The 23,476-nt window shown below is 69.3% G+C and carries 20 protein-coding genes and 2 pseudogenes; 15 read left to right on the top strand and 7 right to left on the bottom strand.

Annotation, left to right across the window (positions count from 1 at the left end; all coding sequences use genetic code 11):
* Positions 1–402 precede the first annotated feature (402 nt).
* The gene (locus tag Q2K21_RS15655) at positions 403–660 is read right to left on the bottom strand and encodes an acyl-CoA thioesterase (protein ID WP_310771147.1); all 258 of its coding nucleotides are present in this window, start codon (positions 658–660) and stop codon (positions 403–405) included.
* A gap of 701 nt (positions 661–1,361) precedes the next feature.
* Here Q2K21_RS15655 and Q2K21_RS15660 point away from each other — a divergent pair.
* The 3 genes from Q2K21_RS15660 to Q2K21_RS15670 all read left to right on the top strand — a co-directional run bounded on the left by Q2K21_RS15660 (position 1,362) and on the right by Q2K21_RS15670 (position 5,182).
* On the top strand, positions 1,362–3,101 hold the full coding sequence (locus tag Q2K21_RS15660) for an AIPR family protein (protein WP_310771149.1): 1,740 nt from the start codon (positions 1,362–1,364) through the stop codon (positions 3,099–3,101).
* Between the two features lie 223 nt (positions 3,102–3,324).
* Positions 3,325–4,488, top strand: coding sequence for a hypothetical protein (locus tag Q2K21_RS15665; protein WP_310771151.1), 1,164 nt, complete (start codon positions 3,325–3,327; stop codon positions 4,486–4,488).
* Between the two features lie 199 nt (positions 4,489–4,687).
* Positions 4,688–5,182 (top strand): hypothetical protein, encoded by a 495-nt coding sequence (locus Q2K21_RS15670; protein ID WP_310771153.1) that lies wholly within the window; start codon positions 4,688–4,690, stop codon positions 5,180–5,182.
* Here Q2K21_RS15670 and Q2K21_RS15675 read toward each other — a convergent pair.
* Both Q2K21_RS15675 and Q2K21_RS15680 read right to left on the bottom strand, forming a co-directional pair.
* Positions 5,163–6,056, bottom strand: a complete 894-nt coding sequence (locus tag Q2K21_RS15675) for an IS5 family transposase (protein WP_310771155.1) — start codon at positions 6,054–6,056, stop codon at positions 5,163–5,165. The genes Q2K21_RS15670 and Q2K21_RS15675 overlap by 20 nt on opposite strands.
* Before the next feature lie 196 nt (positions 6,057–6,252).
* Complete coding sequence (locus Q2K21_RS15680) at positions 6,253–7,083, bottom strand: helix-turn-helix transcriptional regulator (protein ID WP_310771157.1); 831 nt, start codon at positions 7,081–7,083, stop codon at positions 6,253–6,255.
* 102 nt (positions 7,084–7,185) lie between these two features.
* On the opposite strand from Q2K21_RS15680, the gene Q2K21_RS15685 reads away from it, so the two are divergent.
* From Q2K21_RS15685 to Q2K21_RS15700, 4 genes are all read left to right on the top strand, one after another.
* The gene (locus tag Q2K21_RS15685; RefSeq protein ID WP_310771159.1) at positions 7,186–8,031 is read left to right on the top strand and encodes an NAD(P)-dependent oxidoreductase; all 846 of its coding nucleotides are present in this window, start codon (positions 7,186–7,188) and stop codon (positions 8,029–8,031) included.
* Positions 8,032–8,067: 36 nt separating this feature from the next.
* Positions 8,068–8,679 carry a nuclear transport factor 2 family protein gene (locus Q2K21_RS15690; RefSeq protein WP_310771161.1) on the top strand — a complete coding sequence of 204 codons (612 nt, stop codon included), beginning with the start codon at positions 8,068–8,070 and terminating at the stop codon, positions 8,677–8,679.
* A gap of 14 nt (positions 8,680–8,693) precedes the next feature.
* Positions 8,694–9,473 (top strand): SDR family NAD(P)-dependent oxidoreductase, encoded by a 780-nt coding sequence (locus Q2K21_RS15695; protein WP_310771163.1) that lies wholly within the window; start codon positions 8,694–8,696, stop codon positions 9,471–9,473.
* Positions 9,474–10,743: 1,270 nt separating this feature from the next.
* Positions 10,744–11,148: a hypothetical protein gene (locus Q2K21_RS15700; protein ID WP_310771165.1), complete on the top strand. Its 405-nt coding sequence runs from the start codon at positions 10,744–10,746 to the stop codon at positions 11,146–11,148.
* A gap of 889 nt (positions 11,149–12,037) precedes the next feature.
* On the opposite strand, the pseudogene Q2K21_RS15705 reads toward Q2K21_RS15700, so the two are convergent.
* The 3 genes and pseudogenes from Q2K21_RS15705 to Q2K21_RS15715 all read right to left on the bottom strand — a co-directional run.
* Positions 12,038–12,287, bottom strand: a pseudogene (locus Q2K21_RS15705) (sigma factor); the annotation flags it as partial.
* A 124-nt stretch (positions 12,288–12,411) separates the two neighbouring features.
* Positions 12,412–12,804: pseudogene (locus tag Q2K21_RS15710) on the bottom strand (transposase family protein); the annotation flags it as partial.
* Between the two features lie 27 nt (positions 12,805–12,831).
* Complete coding sequence (locus Q2K21_RS15715) at positions 12,832–13,335, bottom strand: MarR family winged helix-turn-helix transcriptional regulator (RefSeq protein WP_270081145.1); 504 nt, start codon at positions 13,333–13,335, stop codon at positions 12,832–12,834.
* Positions 13,336–13,944: 609 nt separating this feature from the next.
* Between Q2K21_RS15715 and Q2K21_RS15720 the strand changes: the two genes are divergently transcribed.
* Complete coding sequence (locus Q2K21_RS15720) at positions 13,945–15,213, top strand: MFS transporter (protein ID WP_310771169.1); 1,269 nt, start codon at positions 13,945–13,947, stop codon at positions 15,211–15,213.
* A 56-nt stretch (positions 15,214–15,269) separates the two neighbouring features.
* On the opposite strand, the gene Q2K21_RS15725 is transcribed toward Q2K21_RS15720, so the two are convergent.
* A complete protein-coding gene (locus Q2K21_RS15725) occupies positions 15,270–16,253 on the bottom strand; it encodes a LysR family transcriptional regulator (RefSeq protein ID WP_310771171.1) in 984 nt (327 codons plus the stop codon).
* A gap of 118 nt (positions 16,254–16,371) precedes the next feature.
* Here Q2K21_RS15725 and Q2K21_RS15730 point away from each other — a divergent pair, with 118 nt between their 5' ends.
* The 7 genes from Q2K21_RS15730 to Q2K21_RS15760 all read left to right on the top strand — a co-directional run bounded on the left by Q2K21_RS15730 (position 16,372) and on the right by Q2K21_RS15760 (position 23,456).
* Positions 16,372–17,355, top strand: a complete 984-nt coding sequence (locus tag Q2K21_RS15730; RefSeq protein ID WP_310771174.1) for a fumarylacetoacetate hydrolase family protein — start codon at positions 16,372–16,374, stop codon at positions 17,353–17,355.
* Positions 17,352–18,314: a cyclase family protein gene (locus Q2K21_RS15735; protein ID WP_310771177.1), complete on the top strand. Its 963-nt coding sequence runs from the start codon at positions 17,352–17,354 to the stop codon at positions 18,312–18,314. Before Q2K21_RS15730 ends, Q2K21_RS15735 begins: the two co-directional genes overlap by 4 nt.
* 175 nt (positions 18,315–18,489) lie before the next feature.
* Positions 18,490–19,665 carry an FAD-dependent oxidoreductase gene (locus Q2K21_RS15740; RefSeq protein ID WP_310771180.1) on the top strand — a complete coding sequence of 392 codons (1,176 nt, stop codon included), beginning with the start codon at positions 18,490–18,492 and terminating at the stop codon, positions 19,663–19,665.
* On the top strand, positions 19,662–20,672 hold the full coding sequence (locus tag Q2K21_RS15745) for an amidohydrolase family protein (RefSeq protein WP_310771182.1): 1,011 nt from the start codon (positions 19,662–19,664) through the stop codon (positions 20,670–20,672). Before Q2K21_RS15740 ends, Q2K21_RS15745 begins: the two co-directional genes overlap by 4 nt.
* A gap of 12 nt (positions 20,673–20,684) precedes the next feature.
* Complete coding sequence (locus tag Q2K21_RS15750) at positions 20,685–21,623, top strand: VOC family protein (RefSeq protein ID WP_310771184.1); 939 nt, start codon at positions 20,685–20,687, stop codon at positions 21,621–21,623.
* A gap of 115 nt (positions 21,624–21,738) precedes the next feature.
* Positions 21,739–22,710 (top strand): fumarylacetoacetate hydrolase family protein, encoded by a 972-nt coding sequence (locus Q2K21_RS15755; RefSeq protein WP_310771187.1) that lies wholly within the window; start codon positions 21,739–21,741, stop codon positions 22,708–22,710.
* Positions 22,707–23,456, top strand: coding sequence for an SDR family NAD(P)-dependent oxidoreductase (locus tag Q2K21_RS15760; RefSeq protein ID WP_310771190.1), 750 nt, complete (start codon positions 22,707–22,709; stop codon positions 23,454–23,456). Before Q2K21_RS15755 ends, Q2K21_RS15760 begins: the two co-directional genes overlap by 4 nt.
* The last annotated feature ends 20 nt before the right edge of the window (positions 23,457–23,476 follow it).

A 23,476-nucleotide genomic window follows, 5' to 3' on the forward strand; every position in this document is an offset into this window, starting at 1 on the left:
CCGCACACCGGCTGAAAAGTGGTTCGGGATCATTTTCCGGATGCTGTTGGTGGTCTTCACTCACTTTCGCCACGGACGGCGAAGCGCCGGGCTGCAGGGGGTACTTGAACGGCTGGCGGTGATGCTGGCGGGCCGCGTTCGAGGCCGCCTGACACACGCCCTCGCGGCCAGTGTGACGACCTGCGTCACGCCGCGGTCTCGCTATGGCTGAACTCTGGTGTGCCCGCCCGCAGCGCACCTTTGGCCCAATCGTTGCGGGATGCAACGAAACGCGGGGAGACGCGGTGGGTTCCGCCTCGGGCGACGAGCCCTGCTTCGTTCCCGGCAGGAACCTCGTAACGACCGGCCCGCGGCGCGCCGCACGACGCGACGCGGGCCGTCGAGGATCGGCAAATCTGCAGGTCAGCCCAGTTTGCGGAACAGCCCCTCCTGCACCACGGACACGATCTGCCCTTCGAGGTTGTAGATGCGGCCCCGGGCAAGGCCCCGGCCCCCCACCGCGATCGGGGACTCCTGGTCGTACAGGAACCATTCGTCCGCGCGGAACGGCCGGTGGAACCACATGGCGTGGGCGGCGATAGAAGCCGCGAGTGCTCGGTGACCTGTGTGTTTCTGGCGTAGAGAGCGCCTGGATGCATACTCCGCACACCATGCGCACACTCGTGCGATGGGTGGTAGTCAGTGCATCCAACGAGTTGCTGTAGGCGCGCTGGTTGAATGCCGCAGGTTTGCTGTACGGAGGGGAGCCAGCAGATTCTTCGTCTGCTGGTGGTACACGCCTGATCGCGCTCCTGACCTGCGACAAAGAGCGGAAACGTCGAGTGCCAGGCTGAGTCGGTCCGCACCTGGTCCGGATCTTGATGAGTGGTACGTGGTGCTAGCGAGTGGGCCGCGGTACCACATGGCACAGGTTGTAGAGACCGTATTCGGGCGTCCACGTCAGTCCAGGGCGGGTGTGTAGTGGCAGGTCAGGGCATCGCAGTCCGGGGGAGTCGGCGTAGTTGGTGACAGACGTGTGACAGCGCCTGTGAGAGAGGCGTTCGACGGCAAGCCCCTGCAGACGCGGCCGGAGGGCGCTTCCGCTGCAGCTCCGGCGGTGGCACCGCACCCCCCGGTTCTCCTCCAGCGAGCACTTGACGCGAGGGCGTAGTGATGACAGACACCTGCGGTAGACGCGGCCCGGGGCCCTTGCGACCAACAGGTCATAGCCTTCGCCTCTGCAAAGTCGAATGCCCTTGGAGGTGTCTGAGGCGATGCCTGCCCCCGCCAAGGGGCGCACGGGCTTCTCGTCTGCGGGCTGTTCATGGTCGCGCAAGCCTGCCAACATCTCTTTGTCCCGGTGCGGAGATTGGGGGTCTCGCGTGGTGTCGGTGCAGAGCAATGATCAGCGGCTGCTGGAGCGCATCTTGGAGGACCAGCATCGTAAGCTCGCGCCGGACAAGAGCCGGGACGACTTCTTCACGTTCTTCGCCGCGGATAAGGCTCTGCAGGACTGGGACCTGGACAACGACGAGATCACGGACGGCATCGTCGACGGTGCGCACGACTGCGGAATTGACGGTATCTGGACGTTCGTGGACGAGCGCTACATCACCGCTGACGCGCATCAGTTCCTTCCGCCACGTGCTGGCAAGATCGAGCTGGTCATCCTGCAGGCGAAGAACTCGTCGGGTTACCAGGAGTCTGTGATCGAGAAGCTTCACTTCCATCTGCCGGCTCTGCTGGATATGGGCCGGGAGGAGGAGGATCTGGTTCCGCACACCAATGCCAAACTGCTTGAGCGTACGCGCCGCTTCCTGCACATCCTCGAGGAACTGGCGTCTTCGTTCCCGCAGGTTCACATCAAGGTGATCTATGCGAACAAGTCGGCAGAGACGCCGCACCCCAACGTAAAGGCCAAGGGTGACCGGCTCAGGCGGGAACTTGCGAAGATCACGTCCGATACGCGGGCTGACTTGGAGTACCTCAACGCTGCTGACTTGCGCGAGCGGACTGCCCGTGGAGCAAAAGCCGTCGCACAGCTGGTGTTCACCGAAACGCCGATGAGCACGTCGCTCGGCGAGGGATACGTATGTCTGGCGCGGCTGGATGAGTACTACCGCTTCATCACGTCCGACAACGAGGCGTTGCGCCTGGAGTTGTTCGAGTCAAACGTGCGCGACTACGCGGGATCCACCGCCGTCAACAACGCCATCGGTGAGACCCTGAGGTCCGGTACCGGCGAGGACTTCTGGTGGTTCAACAACGGCGTCACCGTCGTCGCGGACGCCGCCCAGATCGCCGGCAAGAAGATCGTGGTCAGGGAGCCTCAGATCGTCAACGGGCTACAGACCAGCCACGAGATCTACAGCTACTTCCAGAACGGCGGCCAGCACCGCGATCGGTCCCTCCTGGTGAAGATCGTGGTCGCTCCTGAGAGCGGCACGGCTCGCGACCGCATCATCCGGGCGACCAACAGCCAGACCCAACTGCCCGCCGGCGCATTGCGCGCCACAGAGTCCATCCAGAAGGACATCGAGGAGAGCCTCGGCCACGCGGGCGGCTACTACTACGAGCGCCGGGCCAGCTACTACCGCAACCTCGGGTTCCCACTGGACCGGGTCGTCAGCATGGCCCGGCTCGCCCGCGAGTTCACCGCCTTCGTGCTGCGCGAACCGCACACCGCGCTGCGGCACTCCGACGCGCTGCTGCTCGACGACCAGCACTACGCCCAGATCTTCTCGCCGCGGCACGATCTGGACATCTACCGTCTGTGTCTCGATGTGCACACCAGGCTGCGCACGTTTCTCACTCGGTACGCCGAAGACCGTCCCTTGCTGGGGGATTCGCTCGAGAACTGGCTCTACCCGCTGGCGGCCATGTCCGCCTACACCCTCACACGGCTACGGCAGCCGTCGCCGCGGGACCTTCTCAATATCGATCTCGACCATCTCAGCGACGACTTGATGTTCCGCATGACAGGAACTCTGGAACAGAACTTCAAGAGCGTCCTGCGCCGTAACAAGGCCGGCGGCGTGGACCGGATCGCCCGTACGGCCGACTTCACCACCAAGATCCGCCAAGCCGTCGTGTCTCAGAGCCGCTATCACATCGAGGGCTGAGCGTTCCGGCGATCCCCCCGCCCGCCGGTCTTGATCCGAGCCGCGCATCTCGCACCTGTGCCCCCGTCGGAGGCCAAACCGGCCGGTGGGCTTCCTCGGGGCGGCCACTTCAACAGGGGCCCGGAAGGAGTGAGAACGGCTGACTCGGTTGAGCCCTGCGGTCGTCGGGACACAGTGGAAATGGAATGAGAAGGGCCTGCAGAGCGACCTACGATCGTCTGTCATGGGTGTATACGCGAGCCGGAATCGGACGGATGCGGCGCCGAAGCGGGCGGCCGAGTCACAGGCCGAGTTCTTCGAGAGGGTCGCCGGTCCGTTCTGGGACCAGGTTCGGGATGTGATCAACGAATGGTGGTCGCGCTTCCCTGACCGGGCTCAGCCCGGCCTGCTCAGCCGACTGCGGGACCGAAACTCCGACACGAACGTCTTCTCCGCGCTGTGGGAGTTGTACCTGCACGCGATGTTGCTCGGTTCCGGTTGCAGCGTGGAGGTTGAGCGGCAGACGGGAACAGGTGGCTATAGGCCCGACTTCCTGGTTACGTGCGGCAACGAGCAGTTCGTCGTCGAGGCGATCTGGAAGGCTCAGAAGCGTGACGCTGGGGCTTACTCGCTCCCACCGCAGTTGAGCGATGCCATCGATCGCTTGCCGAGTCCGAACTTCTTCGTATCGTGCGAACTGCACAGCGCCGGTGCGGCAACGCCGCCGCAAAGACGGCTGAAGTCCGGGCTGACGCGATGGCTTGCAAGCTTGGACCCCGACCAGGTCATCGCCGACCATGAGCGCAAGGTGCCGCTTCCCAGTCACACTTGGCATGAGGCTGGCTGGTGCCTCACGTTTCAAGCGATCCCCCGCAGCCCAGGCAAGCGTGGCAATCCATCCAGCAGGACAATCGGCGTCTACCCCTCGGCATGGGCGGTCGAGGACGGATCGGAGCGAGTGCTTCACGCCGTCACACACAAGGGCGGGAAGTATGGTGACCTGGAGCTTCCATTCATCGTGGCGCTAGGCCATGCAGCCGACTTCCCCGAAGATGAGGACATCGAGAGAGCGCTGTACGGGAGTACGGTCGAGTACGCCTACGACAGCGGATCGACCTTGAGCCGCAAGCCCGATGGCTACTGGACTGCCACCTACGACCATGCCCACAGCCGTGTCAGCGGCGTGCTCGTCGTGAACAACCCAGCACCCTGGACCTGGACGAAAAACACTCCCGTTCTCTGGCAAAGCCCGGATCCTGCCTCGCTTCCTGCCCCCATCTTTCCTACCTGGGCAACGACGCAACTGGCTGGGATCCAGGTCGAGCGCCAGCCCGCGATTCGCTCCGTCCACACTGCTCTCGGTCTGCCGGAACGCTGGCCGACCGGCGACGCCTTCCCCCGGGAGTGACCCGAGATGACGGCAGCGGCGCCGTCCGTCTCGACAGCTACACCCCGGTGAGATCACCTCATACACACGGCAGCGTTCGTTGAGAAGCGATTCCCAAACCGAAGGTAGGGTCACGTTTTCCCAGGTGAGGTGTGTGGCCGTCGCTCGTTAGGCATGCTCGGGCCGTCGTGTCGGTGCGGGGCGTGCTGGGAGGTGGCGGATGGCGTCGGTGCTGGGGGTGCTGGAGCGGCGTGAGCGGGTGGCGTTGGCTCGGGCGGAGGAGCTGAGGGCCGAGCTGGAACGGCTTCAAGCCGCTGTCGCGGAGGCGGAGGAGGCCGCGCGGCGCGCGGTCATCGCTCGCGAGGAGACCGTCGAGGCCCTGGCCGAGGCGGCCGATGAAGCCGCTGTATCCGAGGCGCCGACGGCAGCGGTGCCAGTCGCGGTCGGCGTCGGACAGCGGGTCGAGGTGCCGCTGTGGCGCGAGGGGATGGGGACCGAGGTGCTTCCGCCGGACTGCGCGCGGATCGTGGCTCTGGTCCGGGAGGACGCGGCCGGCGGTGGAGAGGGGGTGCGGGCGCGGGCGATGCGCGAGCATCTGGACTGGCCGGCCAGTGACGCGAGGGAGCAGGCGGCGCGGTTTCGGGCGAAGCGGCTGGTGGAGCGGGGCTGGTTGGCCGAGGGGCGGCCGGGGTTGTTCAGGCCGCGGACCGGTTGAGGCGGCGGGGTGCCGGTCGGCCGGAGCGGGCCAGGCGGCGGGTGGCGGGGATGCTCGCGGCCCACCAGGCCATCGCCTCGGCGCTGTCGATGCGGGTCTCGTAGTCCCGGGCGAGGCGCCGGGCCCGGATCAGGTGGGAGAAACTGCGCTCGACGACCCAGCGGCGCGGCAGCACCACGAACCCTGTGGTGTCGTCGCTGCGCTTGACGACGGTCAGCGTGAGGGCCAGGACGGCGTGGGCGAAGCTGACCAGCCAGCCGGTGTAGCCGCCGTCGGCCCAGACCAGGGCGATGCGATGGTGTTCGGCGCGCAGTTGTTCGAGGAGGTCGCGGCCGGCGTCGTTGTCCTTGACCGAGGCGGCGGTGACCAGCACGGTCAGCAGCAGGCCCAGGGTGTCCACGGCGATGTGCCGCTTCCTCCCATTGATCTTCTTCCCGGCGTCATAGCCGCGGGTGGCCGCGCCGACGGTGGCGTCGGCCTTCACCGACTGCGAGTCGATGATCGCGGCGGTGGGCGCCTGCTTCTTCCCGGCCAGGGCGCGCAGCATTGTGCGCAGCCGGCCGTAGAGCTCCTTGATGAAGTCGTTGTCGCGCCAGCGGCGGAAGAACCGGTACACGGCCCGCCATTTGGGGAAGTCGGCGGGCAGGCTGGCCCAGCGCACGCCCTCGGCGACCAGGTAGCGCACCGCGTCGATCAGCTGGCGGTAGCAGTAGCCCTCCGGGCGGCCTCCCTTGCCGTTCAGCCAGGCCGGGACGGGCAGCAGTGGCCGCACGATCGCCCACTCCGAGTCGGTGAGGTCGGAGCCGTAGCGGCGGCTCCGGTCCGGCTGGTCGGCGGCATTCCCGAGCCGGTGTGCGAGGCAATCGCACGACATGCCGGAACGGGACGCGGACGGAGCAAGCACGCCGCGGTGGGACACCAGGGCCTCCTGATGATTCGATGACTCGACATCACCGAACTGTGCAGGAGGCCCTTCTCTTACGCGCCGGCTGCGGAGCGATCACCCGAACGAGGCTGATGCGCGCGGAAGTTCGAGCAGCAGCCGTATCCCTCGGTTTGTAGATCGCTTCTTACCCGAGGAGGGACTGCGTCCCGATGACGTTCAGGAGCGCCAGCCGGTCGGCGTCCTCGGTGCCGGGCTGGGCGGAGTAGACCATGATGCGCAGGTCGCTGCCGGTGACGCTGAGGATGTCGCAGTCCAGGGTCAGCGCGCCGACAATGGGGTGGTCGATGGTCTTGCGGGCGGCCTGGTGCTCGCCGACCGCGCCCGACTCCCACAGCGTCTCGAAGTGGGCGCTGCGGCGGCGCAGTTCGGCGATGAGGGCCTTGAGGTTTGCGTCGTCGGGGTAGCGGGCGGCGGCGCGGCGCAGGTCGGCGACGAGGGAGGCCTGCAGGGCGCCCCTGGATTCGGGCGTCTGGCGCACGCGGTGGTCGGGGTTGAGGAAGTTGCGCCAGACGCCGTTGAGGTCGTCGCCCTGCCATTCGCCCATGAGGGCGGTGTAGAGGGGGTTGGCGAGCAGTTGGTTCCAGGCGGCGTCGAAGACGGCGACGGGTGTGCCGGCCAGGCGGTCCAGCATGCGGTGGACGCCGGGGGTGATGTGCCGCGGGACCATGCCGGGCCCGGGCGGCGCGAGGCCGGCCAGGCGGAACAGGTGGGCGCGTTCGTCCTGGGTGAGCCGCAGGGCGCGGGCCAGGGCTTCGACGATCTGGGGTGAGGGGCTGGTGGCGCGTCCCTGTTCCAGCCGGATGATGTAGTCGGCGGAGATGCCGGCCAGCTGGGACAGTTCCTCGCGGCGCAGCCCGGCGGCACGCCGGCGACCCCCGCCGGGCAGGCCGACGGCCTGGGGCGGGACGTGATCGCGCCAGTGACGTAGGGCCGCGCCGAGTTCTGTGGTCGCCATACCGTCGATTGTGGCAAATGAGTCGATGACCAGCCTGGTACTGCCATTCCCAGGAAAACCGGTCTACTGGCTGGTCGCAGGGCCCTCGCCGACCGTGGAGGCATGACACGAGCACGATTCCCTGAACGACCCGTCGTGGGGTTCATCGGGCTGGGTGACCAGGGCCTGCCCATGGCCACCGCGATCTCCGAAGCCGGCTTCCCCCTGCACGCCTGGGCCCGGCGCCCCACCTCCCTGGACGGCCTCGCCGAGGTCCCCCACCAGCGGCACGACACGCTCAGTGAGCTGGCCGCCGCCTGCGACATCGTCTGCTTGTGCGTGGGCACCGACGACGACGTCCTGCAGCTTGCCGATCAGCTACTCGAAGACCTTCGTCCCGGCGCCATCGTGGTCAACCATGGCACCGGCCTGCCCGGCAACGCCGTCCGTCTGACCGAGCTGTGCGCGAAGGGCGGCGTCGAGGTGCTGGACGCGCCGGTCAGCGGCGGCCGCCCGGCCGCGCAGGAGCGCCGGCTGACCGTGATGGTCGGCGGCCCGCAAGCGGCGGCCGAACGCTGCACGCCGGTGTTCCGCTCGTTCTCCCGCCATGTGGTGCACCTCGGTGACGCCGGGGCGGGGCAGACGGCGAAGCTGTTCAACAACGCGCTGCTGATGATGAACCAGGCCGCGATCGCCGAGATCGTCGAACTGGCCACCCGGCTGGAGCTGGACCCCGCCCGGCTGGTGGAGGTCCTGAAGCTGGGCAGCGCCGCCAGCGCGGCCCTGTCCCTGCTGAACACCATGGTGCGGCCCGACAACGTCGACCACCTCTCCGCCGTCGAAGCCCTCGACATGCAGCTGTTCGACCAGGCCATGCGCCAGGCCGGAATCGACTACACCCCGGTCACCGAGCGCGGCCTGGCCGGCGCACACGGGCTCACCCAGCTCGTGCACCGCCTGAGTGCCTGAACCACGACCGCCTTCACTTCGCACAAGGAGGCCCCAATGTCGGCCGATGACGTGACGCAGCTGGTGCTGCGCGAACGCCAGAGCCGGGACCGCGGCTGGTACCCCGAGATGGCGGCCTGCTTCGCCGACGACTCCGTGGTCCAGATGAGCTGGTTCACCGGCAGCGGCGCCGACTTCGTCCGCCAGACCCGCGCTATGGCCGGGCGCGGCGACTACGCCGTGCACCGGCTCAGTCCACCCGCCGTCCGCATCGACGGCGACCGGGCCCTGGCCGAACTGCCGCTGATCATCGAGTGGCGCATCGACGTCGACGGCACGGAGGCGGATCTGGCCTCCGCCTGCCGCTCGCAGTACCGAGCCCAGCGCGGCACCGACGGCCAGTGGCGCATCGCCCGGATCACCTCGATCTACGAGAAGGACACCCTCGTCCCGGTTCTGCCGGGCGCCCGGCTCACCGTCGACCCGGACGAGCTGGCCCGCTACAGGCCCTCCTACCGATTCCTGGCCTGGTACCTGAACCGCAAGGGCTACACCGTCGGCGACCACCACCTCGGCGACGACCGGCCCGAGGCCGTCGCGGCCCAGTACCGCGCCGAACACGCCTGGCTCCGCCAGGACCCCACCCCGGCCGCTTCGGCCACCCTCTGAAAGGAAACACTCCCATGAGCAAGCTCGCCCTCGTCACCGGCGCCACCTCCGGCATCGGCAAGGCCTTCGCCGAACGCCTCGCCGCCGACGGCTACGACCTGATCATCGTCGGCCGCAACAAGGACCGCCTGGAGGAGTTCGCCACCGCCCACCCCGAGGTCACCGTCCGCACCGTCGCCGCGGACCTGTCCACCGACATCGGCGTCGACACCGTCGCCGACATCTGCGCCACCGAGCCGCTGACCATGCTCGTCAACAACGCCGGAGTCGCCCACTACATGCCGCTGGCCCAGCTGCCCGCCGACAAGGCCCGCGAACTCGTCCACGTCAAGGTCGTCGCACCGACCATGCTCACCCGCGCCGCCGTCGCCGGCATGCAGGAACGCGGCGAAGGGAAGATCATCAACGTGGCCGGGATGATCGCCTTCAGCGGCCCCGCCGACAAGTCCGTCATGCCCCGCCGCGCCGTCTACGCCGGCAGCCTGGCCCACCTCGTCGCCATGTCGCAGACCCTCAGCGCCGAGCTGGAGGACACCGGCGTCCAGGTCCAGGTGCTGTGCCCGGGCGTGGTAGCCACCGAGTTCCACACCCGCCAGGGCCTCGACATGAGCGTCGTGCCCCGCATGAGCGCCGAGGACGTCGTCACCGCCGGCCTGCGCGGCCTCGAACTCGGCGAGGTCGTCTGCGCCCCCGGCGTCGAGGACGCCGGCCTGCTCGACGCCGTCTTCCAGGCCGACCTCGCCGCGTTCGGCGGACAGAGCCCCGCTCTCGCCTCCCGCTACCGGGCCAACTGAACCAGGCCCCCGGCCCCGGCCATGCGGCCGGGGCCGGGAACTGCCGCCTGTCGGCTACTCGAACACCTCCGCCACGGGCCGGATTACCGGCCCGGCCCGCAGGCCGAGGCCCTGCGGCAGGTCATCATGCAGAACTACCACCGCGACGCGGCGTGCCACTTGCTTGCAAGCGATTCCCAAACCGAAGGTAGGGTCACGTTTTCCCAGGTGAGGTGTGTGGCCGTCGCTCGTTAGGCATGCTCGGGCCGTCGTGTCGGTGCGGGGCGTGCTGGGAGGTGGCGGATGGCGTCGGTGCTGGGGGTGCTGGAGCGGCGTGAGCGGGTGGCGTTGGCTCGGGCGGAGGAGCTGAGGGCCGAGCTGGAACGGCTTCAAGCCGCTGTCGCGGAGGCGGAGGAGGCCGCGCGGCGCGCGGTCATCGCTCGCGAGGAGACCGTCGAGGCCCTGGCCGAGGCGGCCGATGAAGCCGCTGTATCCGAGGCGCCGACGGCCGTTCGGAGCTGGACGCGGACGGAGCAAGCACGCCACAGTGGGACACCCGGGCCTCGTGATGGTTCGTTGACTCGCCATCACCGAACTGTGCGGGAGGCCCTCACCCTTCTCCTATGCGCCGACTGCGGAGCGATCACCCGAACGAGGATGATGCGCGCGGAAGTTCGAGCAGTAGCCATATCCCTCGGTTTGGAAATCGCTTCTGAGGGCCTCTGCGTGGACCGGGGAGGCCGCTCGACCGGGTTGCGGGAGCATCCGTCGTGCACCGGGTGGACGCCCTGATCGGCCGGCCGACGCCGTGCCGCATCCGAACGAAGTGGCCTGCGGCGCGGGCCGAAGGCTGGGAGACGGATGTGGCTAGCCTGAAAACGCGCGACCGAGGCGCCGCGGCGCCTCGCCCTGGCGGTTCGTTGCCGCCGGATCGGAGACGGCGACGACGTCCGCGCGGCCATCATCCCCCTCGATGGGACCGCCCAAGCCCTTCCAGGGTTTCGACGTCGCCGAGCTGCAACATTGCCTTCCTCACCCCCTACTGAAGGTATGCGCGGCCGCACAGACGACGGTTCGCCGACCCGCTGAGTTCGCCCTCGTCGCAGTCCCACGACCGGTGGTCCTCGGCCCTTCCTGCTGAGCCGGCTGACAACGGCAACGTCTCGCACTTCCGGCGCGAACGTACCGTTCCGCGAAGAAAGGAGCGTTCACATTTCGCTCGAACTCCCCCGAGCTGTCATCAGCGCGCCTATCCTGCTGTCCCACCAAGGCATCACCATCCGGGGAGATCGTGTCCGACACGTTCAGGCCCAAGCCCGCGCTCAAGCGCTGTGCGGTATGCCGCCTGCCGGTGGCCAGGAAGAAGCTCGTCTTCGCCGCGGACGGACAGCCGGTGCACCGCGCCTGCCAGTCGGCCACGGACCGCTCGCCGACCCGTTCGGCGGCTCCGCCCGGTCTCACCCGGGCGCCGAAAGACATCAGCCGCGCCGAACTCCTCAAAAAGATCGAAGCGTTGCGGAAGCGCGACGCGAAAATGAAGCCGGGGGCCGCGAAGGTGCAGCCCGCCGACCGCCCCAAGCAGCCGACAGCGCCACACCGCGGCAAGCGGCCGGTCCCCCCGCCCCAGCCGTTCTACGGTGTGGAGATGAAGTTCATCAACGGCCGGTGGGTGCAGATGCACCCTGACTCCGAATAGTGGCTGCTCGTCATGTCGGGCCGGTCCGAGGCACGGCCTGCGTCCGGGTGTCACGCGCGAACGTAAGCGTTTGAGACCAGCCATTCGTGCAGGTGGCCTGTCGGGTTTGCCCCCCGGAGAAGCCTGCCGCGTTGTGACGCTCCAGCACCTCGCTGGCCGCCCCGAACACCGCAAGAGCGCTCTGACCTTTACTTTTTCCTCTCTCCGTGCCTCCTGACGTGCTTTCGATGACGTCGCACGTGGAGTGCGTGGCGATTCTGGAGCCTACTGAGAAGGGCATCTGACCTGCTGTTTTGTATTCCAGATGGTCAGTTCGACTTGTTTTCGTTCGTAGAGGGCGTCGACTGAGGTGCTGTTGTGCAGAACAGTCCGAGCTGCAGCTTCAAGGGCTGGCGCGGGTCTCGCGGGCGGAGTGGTGATGCGGAATCCACAATCTTGACGCTCGGATGACGCTCGAATATTGGAAGTCCCAACCTCGCGGACCTCTCCAGCGCCGCGCCGTGAGGGCCGGGGCCGTCGGCACGGCGCGAGGACTTCGGTTCGGAGGCGACTGCGCCTCGCCGGCGGCGGCGCGTGCCACTACCTCGTCGCACGCACCTTGGAACCGAGAGCGCTGCCCCGATGCTCGTGACGAGAACGAGCCCCCCGCGCTCGTACGGCTCGCCGTACATGACTGCCTGACGCAGGCGCGTGTCGGTGGCGGAGATGGCCTCGCCGAGGTCAGCTTTGCCGGCGTCGTGCCTGCTGCTTGCCCTGACAGGCGGTTCGACCAGCCGGGGCGGGCTCGCAGAAGCAGGAGAACAGCGGCGAACCCCCTGCTGCCGTCGGCCGCTAGATCCAGCTACGGCCTCGGTGGTCGAAACGGAGCAGCACCCGAAGCGGGGGCACCCCACGGCGCAGCCGCACCGTGTCTGCGGCGCCGAGCGGAGCAGTCGAGGCAGAGATTGGTGACGACCTTGGTCAGCCACGCTTCCGGGACCTCAACCCCCTACGCGGTCTGCGGCCTGCCGGCGCAGGAACGTGTCCTGCACGGCGTCCTCGGGGTCGGCGGCCGAGCCGAGCAGACCGTACGCGAGTGAGGCCAGCCGGCCCCGGCTGGCCTTGAAGCGATCAGTGTCCGGGCTGTCCCTGCGAAGCAGCGTACGCAGCGGCCCTTCCACCGGCCCGGTCAGGCGCGGTGGCCAGGCGGTGCTTGTGCTTCGGCATGCCGAAGGGCGGGCGATGCCCCACCGGGCCCCTTGAGGACGCCCGACTTCAGCCGCGGCGTCCGGCCGCCCAGGCGAGCCGGGTGTCGGCATCGATCACGACCTGGTGGTTGGTCGAGTACCGGTAATTCTCCGGCTGCTCGGCAACGCTGTGATCGACTGCGGGGACCAGGGTGCCGTCCACGACCAGCACGGTGTCCTTGCGGAACCGCTTGCGTCGCTGGACGGCGAGCGCAGGTCCGAGGTGGTCGATGATGCGGTCGGCTGCGGATTTGGACACCCCGAACAGCGGCGCCGCCAGCTGGCGCAGGGTCAGGTCAGTCCGCCAGTACGCGGCGACCAGCAGCACGCGGCCCTCGAGCGGCAGGCTCCACGGCTGGCCCTTGGGCACCGGATCCGCACCCTCGCGCCGCAACGCGGTGATCAGCTTGCCGAACTGACGCAGGCTCAGCCCGGTGAACGGGGCAGGTTCTCGGAGTCAGCGGCGATGCCACGGCAGGGCCGCCGGGTAGGCGTCCTCCTCGCCGGCCTGCTTGAGGGAGGCGACCACGGTGGCGGTGATGGTGGCGAGTTGCTCCACCTGTTCGGGGCTGAGGGCGTCGAACACCACGCGGCGTACGGCAGCAACATGGCCGGGGGCGGCCTTGGTCATCAACTCCATGCCGGCATCGGTGAGTTCGGCCAGCTGTCCGCGTCCGTCGGCCGGATCCTCCCGGCGCCGCACGTAGCCCGACTCCTCCAGGCGGATCACCGCGCGCGTGAGGCGGCTGCGGGTGAACTTCAACTGCTCGGCGAGCAAGGACATCCCCAGGGCGCGGTCGGGTGCCACGGACAGGCGGGCCAGGAGGCTGTAGTCCGCGTGCGTCATGGCCGCGTCGCGCCGCAACTGCTGATCGAGGTAGTCGTTCAGCAGCGTCGAGCAGTCGAGGTAGTTGATCCAGGCTCGCAGCTCTTCGGGAGTGAGCCACCGGGGGGATGTCATGGTGGCCACTCTAAACCGAGGTGTTTGCCTGATCAAACACTTCGGGGTAGCGTCCCACATGTTTGAGGAATCAAACGTCTGCCTTTCCGGCGCTGCACCTGTCGTTCTTGAGCTCTCCGCAGGAGGTCCCCATGCCCGGTTCCGTCCCCGAAGCCTATCGTCCGCCCCGTCCGCCCCGCCCGCGCCGCGCTCCCGCCGCCTGACAGGTGGTCGCGGTCGTCGCCGTCGCCGCCTATCGGCGCGTCCTGCCGCTGCCTGTCCGCTGACGCTGCCCGGCGTGCGCGACGTGTCGGCTGTCGGCTGCCGGCAGCCGGCGGTGTCCCGGAGGCCGGGACGACCGAGCTCCGGGACACCGCTGTTCGCGCGCAGGAACGGTCGTGCACGTCTTCCGTCTGCGTGACGGTTGCCCATCCCATCCACAGCGTGGATAACCCGGATACGGGATTCGGATCGCGCAGGGGATGGCACCGGCGCTTTGGCGCCCCCATAGTCGTCGCTACCGCACGCCGCTGTCCGGATGCCGCCGGCGTGCGAGCTTCCCCAGCATGCCGTGCGCCGTTGGCGCCCGTGAGGCATGCCCACTCCCTTACACCGCCCCCTGGAGTCGCCATGCCCGGTTCCGTGCCCCCGCCGCCTCACGCGACGGTCGATGCCACCACTCCGTCAGCCGTCGCCGTCTCGGGCCCGGCCCATCTGCTGCGGGTGACCCTTCTGATGGCGGGCAGCTGTCTGCCGATCCTGGGGGCGGTGCTGATCGCCCCGGTACTGCCGAAGATGCAGGACCACTTCGCGTCGGTCCCGGGGGCCAAGGCGCTGGTGCCCCTCGCGCTGACCGTCCCGGCGCTGGCGCTGGCGCTGCTGGCCCCGTTCGCCGGGGTGATCGTGGACCGGGTGGGCCGCAAGCGCCTGCTGATCGTGGCGACCGTCCTGTACGCGCTGTTCGGCACGGCACCGCTGTGGCTGGACTCGCTGGGCGGCATCATCGCCAGCCGTGCCCTGGTCGGAGTCGCCGAGGCCGCGATCATGACCTGCTGCACGACTCTGATCGGCGACTACTACAGCGGTCACCGGCGGGTGAAGTACCTCGCCCTGCAGACCATGTGCGCCTCCGCGTCGGCCACCGTCTTCTTCGTGCTCGGCGGCGCCGCCGGATCGGCGGGCTGGCGCGTGCCCTTCTGCGTCTACGCCGTGAGCCTGGCGCTCGCCCCGCTGATGGCAACCGCCCTGCCCAACCCGGCGGCCCGTGCGGACGGCGAGGAGACTCCGGCCGAGACGGAGGCCCGCCGCTCGTTCCCCTGGCGACAGTTGGGCGGCATCTGTGCCCTCACCTTCTTCGGGGCGATGGTCTTCTACACCGTCCCGGTGGAGATGTCGTACCTGCTCGACGACCTCGGGGTGGAGAACACCGGCGTGATCGGACTGGCCACCGCGATCGCCAGTGCCGCGACTGTGGGCGGAGCGGTCACCTTCGCCCGGCTCAAGCGTTCTCCCGACCCGATGCTGCCCGCCGTCTTCGCGGTCTGCGCGGTCGGCTTCGGGGTGATGTTCCTCGCGGGCAATGCCCCGCTGCTGGTCATCGGGGCGGTCGTCAACTGTGTGGGCACCGGCATACTGCTGCCCGCCCTTCTCACCAGTGCCATGTCCCGGCTGGCGTTCGAGGACCGCGGCCGTGGGACGGGGTTGTGGATGACGGCCTTCTTCGGCGGTGAGTTCATCTGCCCGCTGGTGCTGCTCGCCGGGGAGTCCGCGGTCGGCAGTCTCGCCGGTGCGGTGGGTGTGCTGGGGCTGGCCGCCGCCCTCGTCGCGGCGGGGCTGTGGGCGGCCCGCCGCCGGGTGGGCGCCGTCGATCCCCGGCCGTTGCCGGAGCAGTTGGCCTGAGGGCGTGCGGGAAGACCACCGAGAGCGCGTCGATCACGGGCTGCCGCCGGGCCCGGTCAGAGCCGGCCCGGCGGCAGCCCCGCGCTCCGGTCGACGGGCACGGCCTTCCCTGGGCCCTTGCCATAGCTGTAGCCGTTGCCCGCCAGCGTCGCGCCCACTTCCGCGGCCTTCTGCCGCAGCCAGATGTGGCCCGCGTCCTGAGCGTGCACCGGGTGCCACCACATCGCCTCCCGCACCGGTACCGCCTCGAAGGGGCAGGGCAGGACGCGCACCGCGGCCGATCGGACCGCCTTGCGCGCCAGGCGCTCCTGGATCATCGCGATCCGGCGGGTGCCCTCGACCATGAGGGGCAGCAGCTGAAAGGTCTGCACGGACACCTCCACCTGGGGACTGATCCCTATCATGCTGAGCTGGCGGGCGGCCGGGGCGTCGTAGGGACGCTGGTAGACGGCCCAGGGCAGACGCCCCAGCTGGTCCAGGGAGAGTTCGTCACCGATCTCGGGGTGATCGTCGGCGACCAGGAACAGCCAGCGGTCCTGGTGGAGGTCGACGGCGGGCAAGCCGTCGATGACGCCGTGCGGCATCAGCAGTCCGTCGACGGTGCTCAGCACCCCGGCGGTGTTCTCCACGACGGACGGTGCCGGGTGCTGGAAGGTGAGCCTGATGCCGGGCGCCTCCTCGTGCAGGGTGCGGGCGAGTGCGGCACCGAACACGGCCGCCCCGTAGTCGGAGGCGAGCAGGGTGAACTCACGTGACTCCGCCGCCGGGTCGAAGTCGGCCTGGCTGGCGAAGACCCGCTCCAGCAGGTCGCACGCGGTGGCGCTGCGGTCGCGCAGGGCGGCGCCGAGCGGAGTCAGCTCGTAGGCGTTGCCGGTGCGGGCGAGCAATTCGTCATCGAAATGGCGGCGCAGCCGGGACAGCGCGGCGCTCATGGCCGGCTGGCTGAGGCCGATGCGCTCGCCGGCCCGGGTGACATTGCGCTCCTCCAGCAGCGCGCGAAGGGCGAGGACCAGATTGAGGTCGAGTCGGGACAGGTTCACCGGCAACCACCTAGCAACGAGAGTCATCCATGACGTGGATTCGACACATCCACAGGATTAATTTCCGTGATTGGTCGATCGGGGTCAGAGTAGACCCCAACCCGCAGGAGGAAATCTGATGGCAATGCTCGCGCAATCAGTCGGCCCGTTCGCGCTCGGCACGTTCTCCGCTCAGGACGGGGAGTCGTTTCCCGGCCTCCTGGCCAATGACCGGGTACTCGATCTGCGCAGCGCCCTGGACTGGGCGCCGTCGGATCTGCGCGCAGTCCTGGAGCGGTGGGAGGAGACCCTCCCCGTCCTGCGCACCCTGGCGGACGACGACTCCCTCGGCCGGCTGCCACTGGAGGGCCTGCGCGTGCACGCCCCCATCGAGCCGCGGCAGATCTTTCAGTCCGGCGCCAACTACCGGCAGCACGTGATCGATCTGGAGGTCGCCCACCGTTCCCCCGACGACCCCCGCACCGTCGAGGAGGCACGAGCGGAGATCGCCGCGGTCATGGACCGCCGGGCCGCCGAGGACCTGCCCTACGTGTTCATCGGCCTGCCCAGCGCGATCACGGGCCCCTACGACGACGTGGTCCTGCCCGCCTGGGCCGAAAAGCCGGACTGGGAGCTGGAGTTGGCGGCCGTCGTCGCCAAGCCCGCCTACCGGGTGACGGTCGAGGAGGCCCTGGAGTACGTCGCCGGGTACACCATCGCCAACGACCTCACCGACCGCGCCACCGTGTTCCGCCGGGACATGAAGGCCATCGGCACCGACTGGCTGCGCTGCAAGAACGCTCCCGGTTTCACGCCGCTCGGCCCGTGGCTCGTACCTGCGGAGTCGATCGCGGACACCGGTGACCTGCGGGTCACGCTCAAGCTGAACGGCGAGACCATGCAGGACGAGTCCACCAAGGACATGCTCTTCGGAGTCGCCCGGTTGGTGTCGTACGCCTCGCAGACGGCTCAACTCCTGCCCGGTGACCTGGTGTTGACCGGAAGCCCGGCCGGCAACGGCATCCACTGGGGACGCCTGCTGCGCGACGGCGACGTCATGGAGGGTTCCATCACCGGTCTGGGCGTGCAGCGCACCCGCTGTGTCGCGGAGGGAGCGGCATGAGCCTGGACCGCCGCGACCCGGAGGGCGCGATAGCCGAGGCCGCCAAGGCGTACTCCAACTGGGGGCGTTGGGGTGAGGACGACGTGCTCGGCACACTGAACTTCCTCGACGAGGCCAAGCGGCGCGAGGGCGCGGCGCTCGTACGCCGCGGCGTGAGCTTCTCGCTGTCGCAGCGGTTCGACATGAACGGCCCGCAGAAGGGCTGGCGCCGGCGGACCAACCCGGTGCACACCATGCTCGACACGGGGACCGATGCGGCACTGGGCAATCAGGGTTTCCCGCACGGCATCGGCGGCGCGGACGACGTGATCGCGATGCCGCTGCAGTGCTCCACCCAGTGGGACGGCCTCGGGCACATCTTCGACCACGGCAAGGCGTGGAACGGACGGGCCGCCGAGCAGGTGGTCACCTCCGACGGAGACCTTGTCACCGGCATCGAGCACATGGCGCCGTACGTCGCGGGACGCGGCGTGTTGCTCGACGTGGCCCTGGTCGTCGGCACGGACGGCGAGCTGCCCGACGGGTTCGCCATCACCGAGGAGCACCTCGAGCAGACCGCTGAGGCCCATGGGGTGACCGTCGGCCGCGGCGACATCGTCCTCGTCCGTACCGGACGTCTCGCCCGCGCCCGCCGCGACGGCTGGGGCGACTACGCGGGCGGCCCCGCGCCCGGCCTGTCGTTCACCACCGCCGGCTGGCTGCACGGCACCGAGATCGCCGCCATCGCCACCGACACCTGGGGTTTCGAGGTCCGCCCCAACGAGTTCGAGGGCGCCTTCCAGCCGCTGCACCAGGTCGTCATCCCCAACATGGGCCTGCTGATCGGCGAGATGTGGGACCTCGACGCACTCGCCGCCGACTGCGCCGACGACGGCGTGTACGAGTTCTGGCTCACCGCCGCTCCCCTCCCCATCACCGGAGCCGTCGGCTCCCCGGTCAACCCGATCGCCGTCAAGTAACCCGCACTACTGCCGGATGCGCCGTTCCCCGGACAGCAGCGGCGCATCCGGCCTCCACCGCTCCACCCGCTTCGCCGGGTGACCCGTCCCCACCTCTGGCCCGCACTCGCGGCGGGCGAGCCGCAGCCCCCGCCGCCCGAAGTCGCGCGGCCCAACCCCGGGAGGAATCCCCGACATGGCTGACAGCCGCACTCTCTCCCAGCCTCCGGCCGGGGGCACACCCACCGTCCTGGTCATCGGCGGGGGCGCCTCAGGCAACGCCGTCACCATCCTGCTGCGCCGCGCCGGCATCGCCGTCGACCTGATCGAGGCCAAGCCGGACGGGAACGCCACCACCGGCTCCGGCATCACCCTCCAGGGCAACGCCCTGCGGGTCCTGCGCGAACTGGGCGTGTGGGAACAGGTGAAAGCCTCCGGATACGCCTTCGGCTCGCTGGGCGTGACCACCCCCGACGGCACCGTCCTGTTCGTCGCCGAGGACATCCAGACCGGCGGCGAGGACCTGCCCGCCACCCTCGGCATGCAGCGCCCCCAGCTGCAGCAGATCCTCATCGACACGGTCCGCGCCTCCGGCGCCGGCGTTCGCCTTGGCATCACCGCCGAAGCGCTGAAGCAGGACGCCGACGGCGTGTCGGTGCGCTTCAGCGACGGCAGCGAGGGCCGCTACGACCTGGTGATCGGCGCCGACGGAGTCAACTCCGCCACCCGCGCCGCGATCGGCATCACGGACAAACCCGAGCCGACCGGCATGGCCATCTGGCGCATCGCCGCCCCGCGGCCCGAGAGCGTGACGCGCACCGACCTCGCCTACGGCGGCCCCGCCTACATCGCCGGCTACTGCCCCACCAGCGAGAACACTATCTACGCGTACGTCGTCGAAGGGTGCCGCGACCGCGCCTCCATCGACCCGGCCACCTACGCCGACGAGATGCGCCGCCTGGCGCAGAGCTACGGCGGGGTCTGGCCGGAGATCACCGAGCACATCACCGACCCGAAGAAGGTCAACTACACCTGGTTCGACCGCCTGCTGGTCGAGGACTCCTGGCACCGGGGCCGGGTCGTGCTCATCGGCGACGCCGCCCACTGCTGCCCGCCCACCCTGGCCCAGGGCGCGGCCATGTCCCTGGAGGACGCCCTCGTCCTCGCCGAGCTGCTCAGCGGGGCCGTGGCCGACGGCCGGGACTGGGACGACGAGCTGCTCCAGGCCTACCACGACCGCCGCATTCCCCGGGTGCGCACCGTCGTCGAGGCGTCCATGCAGATCGGCCAGTGGCAGCTGGACGGTGTGCGCGACGCCGACATGGCCGGGCTGGTCGGCCGCACCATGAACCTCCTCAAGGAACGCCCGTGACCACCACCGCATCCTCCGCGCCGACCATCGACGTCCACGCCCACCTCCTGCTCCCGGAGGTCGAGGAGGCCGTCGCCGGTCATCCCGGTCTCGCCGAGGCCCGCGCCCTCGACGCGCGCCGCAACGGCCCGGCGGCCCTGGCAGTGAACGGTCCGATGGTCGGCGCGCGCGTGCCGAAGCTGACGGACGCCGCGGTGCGCCTGACGGCCATGGACGCGCAGGGCGTGGACATCCAGCTGGTCAGCCCCTCGCCGTCCCACTACCACTACTGGGCCGAGCCCCGACTGGCCGAGAAGGTCTGCCGACTGGCCAACGAGGGCACCGCCGCACACTGTGCGAAGGCTCCCGACCGCCTGCACGGCCTGGGCCTGGTCCCGCTCCAGCATCCCGACCTCGCGGTCGGCCTGCTCGACCACGCCCTGGACCAAGGGCTGAGTGGAGTGGAGATCTCCTCGCACGCGCCCGGCCACGAACTGTCGGACCCGGCGTACGAAGCCTTCTGGTCCCGTGCGGAGGAGACAGGCGCCCTGGTCTTCCTGCACCCGTTCGGCTGCTCCCTCGACGAGCGCCTGGACCAGTGGTACCTGTCCAACACCGTCGGCCAGCCCACCGAGAACGCGGTCGCCCTCTCCCACCTGATCTTCTCCGGCGTCCTGGACCGTCATCCGGGCCTGAAGCTGATCGCGGCGCACGGCGGCGGCTACCTGCCCACCCACATCGGCCGCTCCGACCACGCCTGGCGGTCCCGTCCCGACGCCAGGGGCTGTGAGCGGGAACCGAGCAGCTATCTGAAGCAGCTGTACTTCGACTCCCTCGTCCACGACCCTCAGGTGCTGCGGGAGTTGCTGCGAGCGGTCGGCCCGGAACGGGTCCTGCTCGGCTCCGACTTCCCCTTCGACATGGGCACCGACGACCCGCTCGGCGCGCTGCGCGCCGCGGACCTGCCCGACACCGACTTCCACTCCGTCCGCGGCGGAAACGCCGCGGCTCTGCTCAACCTCGTCTGAGGAGCTCCCCCCATGAACAACCGCCTGCTCACCCACCTCCGCCACGTCGACCTCGCCGTGCCGGACTACGACAAGCAACTCGACTTCTACGCCGGAGTCTGGGGCCTGACCAAGGTCGCCGAGGATTCCGGCATCTCCTTCCTGGCCGCCGAGGGCAGCCCGGAGCAGTACGTCGTCCGGCTGCGCAAGGCCGAGGAGAAGCGTCTCGACCTCGTGTCCTACGGTGCCGCGAGCCCGGCCGACGTGGACACGCTCGCCGAGCAACTCCTCGCCGGGGGCGTGCAGTTGATCTCCCAGCCGGGCAAGGTGGACACACCCGGCGGCGGTTATGGCTTCCGCTTCTTCGACGTCGACGGGCGCACCATCGAGGTCTCGGCCGACGTCGAGGTGCGGCAGCACCGCAAGATCGAGGAGAAGGAGTCGATCCCGGTCAAGCTGTCGCACGTCGTGCTCAACTCGCCGGATCTGGACAAGACCAAGGCGTGGTACGAGGAGCACCTCGGCTTCCGGCTGTCCGACACGCTCGGCCATCCGCACATCGGCGACGTCATGCACTTCATGCGGATCAGCAACCAGCACCACTCCATGGCCATCGCCAAGGGCCCGCACACCTCGCTGCACCACATCTCCTTCGAGATGCGCGGAATCGACGAGTACATGCGCGGCTCCGGCCGTGTCATCCGTTCCGGCGCCCGCAAGATCTGGGGGCCGGGCCGGCACATGGCGGGCGACAACACCTTCACCTACTTCCTCGACCCGCACGGCAACACGGTGGAGTACACGACGGAGTTGGAGCTGCTGGACGAGGACACCTGGCACCCGCACGTCTACGACTTCTCCAAGCCCGAGGTCACCGACCAGTGGGGCACGGCCAACCCGATGAACGAACTGGTTACCAAGGAGTCGTTCAACGACGTCGACCGCGGCGTCTTCGTCGCCCCGCCGGTCTGATCGGCGGAGCCTTCAGTCCCCGGGGGTGCGGTTGCACTGTCAACTGCCCTGACTCCCATGCCGCACCCCCGGCCTTCGTGCCACCCCTCACGCCGACAGCCGACAGGAAACTGCCATGCGATTCGCCGCGTACGAGTACCGCAACCGACGCCACGTGGCCGTCGTCTCAGAGGACGGCACGCTCCACCCTCTGCCCGGCGTCAGCTCACTGACCGGCCTGCTCGCCGAGGGCGGCGGCCTGCCCGAACTGCTCGACGCGGGCTCCGCGACCCTCGACGTTCCGGCCGGCCCCCACATCGCCGACGTACGACTGCTGGCGCCGCTCCAGCCGCCCACCGTGCGGGACTTCGTCACCTTCGAGGAGCACGTCGAGGGCGTACGGCGGTCCGTGGACGGGGCTGCCGGGGTACCGGAGCGGTGGTACGCGGCCCCGACGTTCTACTTCGGCAACCCCTACGCGATGTACGGGCCGTACGACGACATCCCCATGCCGCCGGGGTCGAGCGTGCTCGACTTCGAGCTGGAGGTCGCCGCCGTGATCGGAAAGGAGGGCCGCGACCTCACGCCCGAGCAGGCCCGCGACCACATCGTCGGCTACACCGTCTTCAACGACTGGTCGGCACGGGACCTGCAGTCCGCCGAGATGAAGGTCGGCCTCGGCCCCTGCAAGGGCAAGGACACCGCCACCACGCTGGGTCCTTACCTGGTCACCGCCGACGAGCTGGGGAAGTACCGCGACGCGGACGGCTTCCTGCGCCTGGCGCTCACCGCCGAGATCAACGGCGAGGTCGTGGGCAAGGATCTGCTGTCCAACATGAGCTGGACCTTCGAGGAGATGGCCGCCTACGCCTCACGCGGCACCGTCGTCCGCCCCGGCGACGTCCTCGGTTCCGGGACCTGCGGAAACGGCGGCTGCCTCGCCGAGCTGTGGGGTGTACGGGGTGAGCAGTACCCGCCTCCCCTGAAGCCCGGCGACACGGTCACCCTCACCGTCGAGGGCATCGGCTCCGTCTCCAACACCGTGGTGCCCGGCCCTGATCCCATACCGGTTCCGGTCGCCCGGCGCCGCCCCCGGGAGCGGCCGTGACCGACCTGCACCCCAAGAGGCTCCTCGGCAAGGTCGTCGTGGTCACGGGCGCGGCCGGTGGCCAGGGCGCCGCGGAGGCCGAGTCGCTGACCCGCGAGGGCGCCCGGGTGATCGCCACCGACGTCTCGGAGTCACCCGGCTGCCGCCGTCTCGACGTCACGAACGAGAAGGACTGGGCGGAACTCGCCGCCGACCTGCGTGAGGCGTACGGGCAGGTGCACGGCCTGGTCAACAACGCGGGCGTCACCTGGCGGGCCCGGATCGACGACGTACGGCCCGAGGACATGGCCCGGGTCCACGCGGTCAACGTCACTGGCCCGCTGCTGGGCATCCAGCACCTTGCCCCGCTGATGCCACCCGGCTCCTCGATCGTGAACGTCGGCTCGTCCGCGGCGCTCACCGGCCACTACCCGGTCGCCTACACGGCCAGCAAGTGGGCCCTGCGCGGCCTGTCGCGGACCGCCGCCATGGAACTGGGGCCCGTCGGCATCCGCGTGAACATCGTCCATCCCGGCTTCATCGAAACGGACATGACCGCCTCCGCGGCGCCCGGCTTCCGAGAGGCGAACGTCCGCGAGACACCGCTCGGCCGCACCGGAACCGTCGACGAGATCACCCCGCTCGTCGTCTTCCTTCTCTCTGACGAGGCGTCCTTCATCACGGGGGCCGAGATACCGGTCGACGGCGGACTCACCGCGCACGGCGGCGCCAAGTCGATCTCTGACGCTCTGCGCGCGGACGCCTGAACCGGCGACCACGCAGGACA

The sequence above is a fragment of the Streptomyces sp. CGMCC 4.7035 genome (genome assembly GCF_031583065.1).
Taxonomy (GTDB): Bacteria; Actinomycetota; Actinomycetes; order Streptomycetales; family Streptomycetaceae; genus Streptomyces; species Streptomyces yaanensis.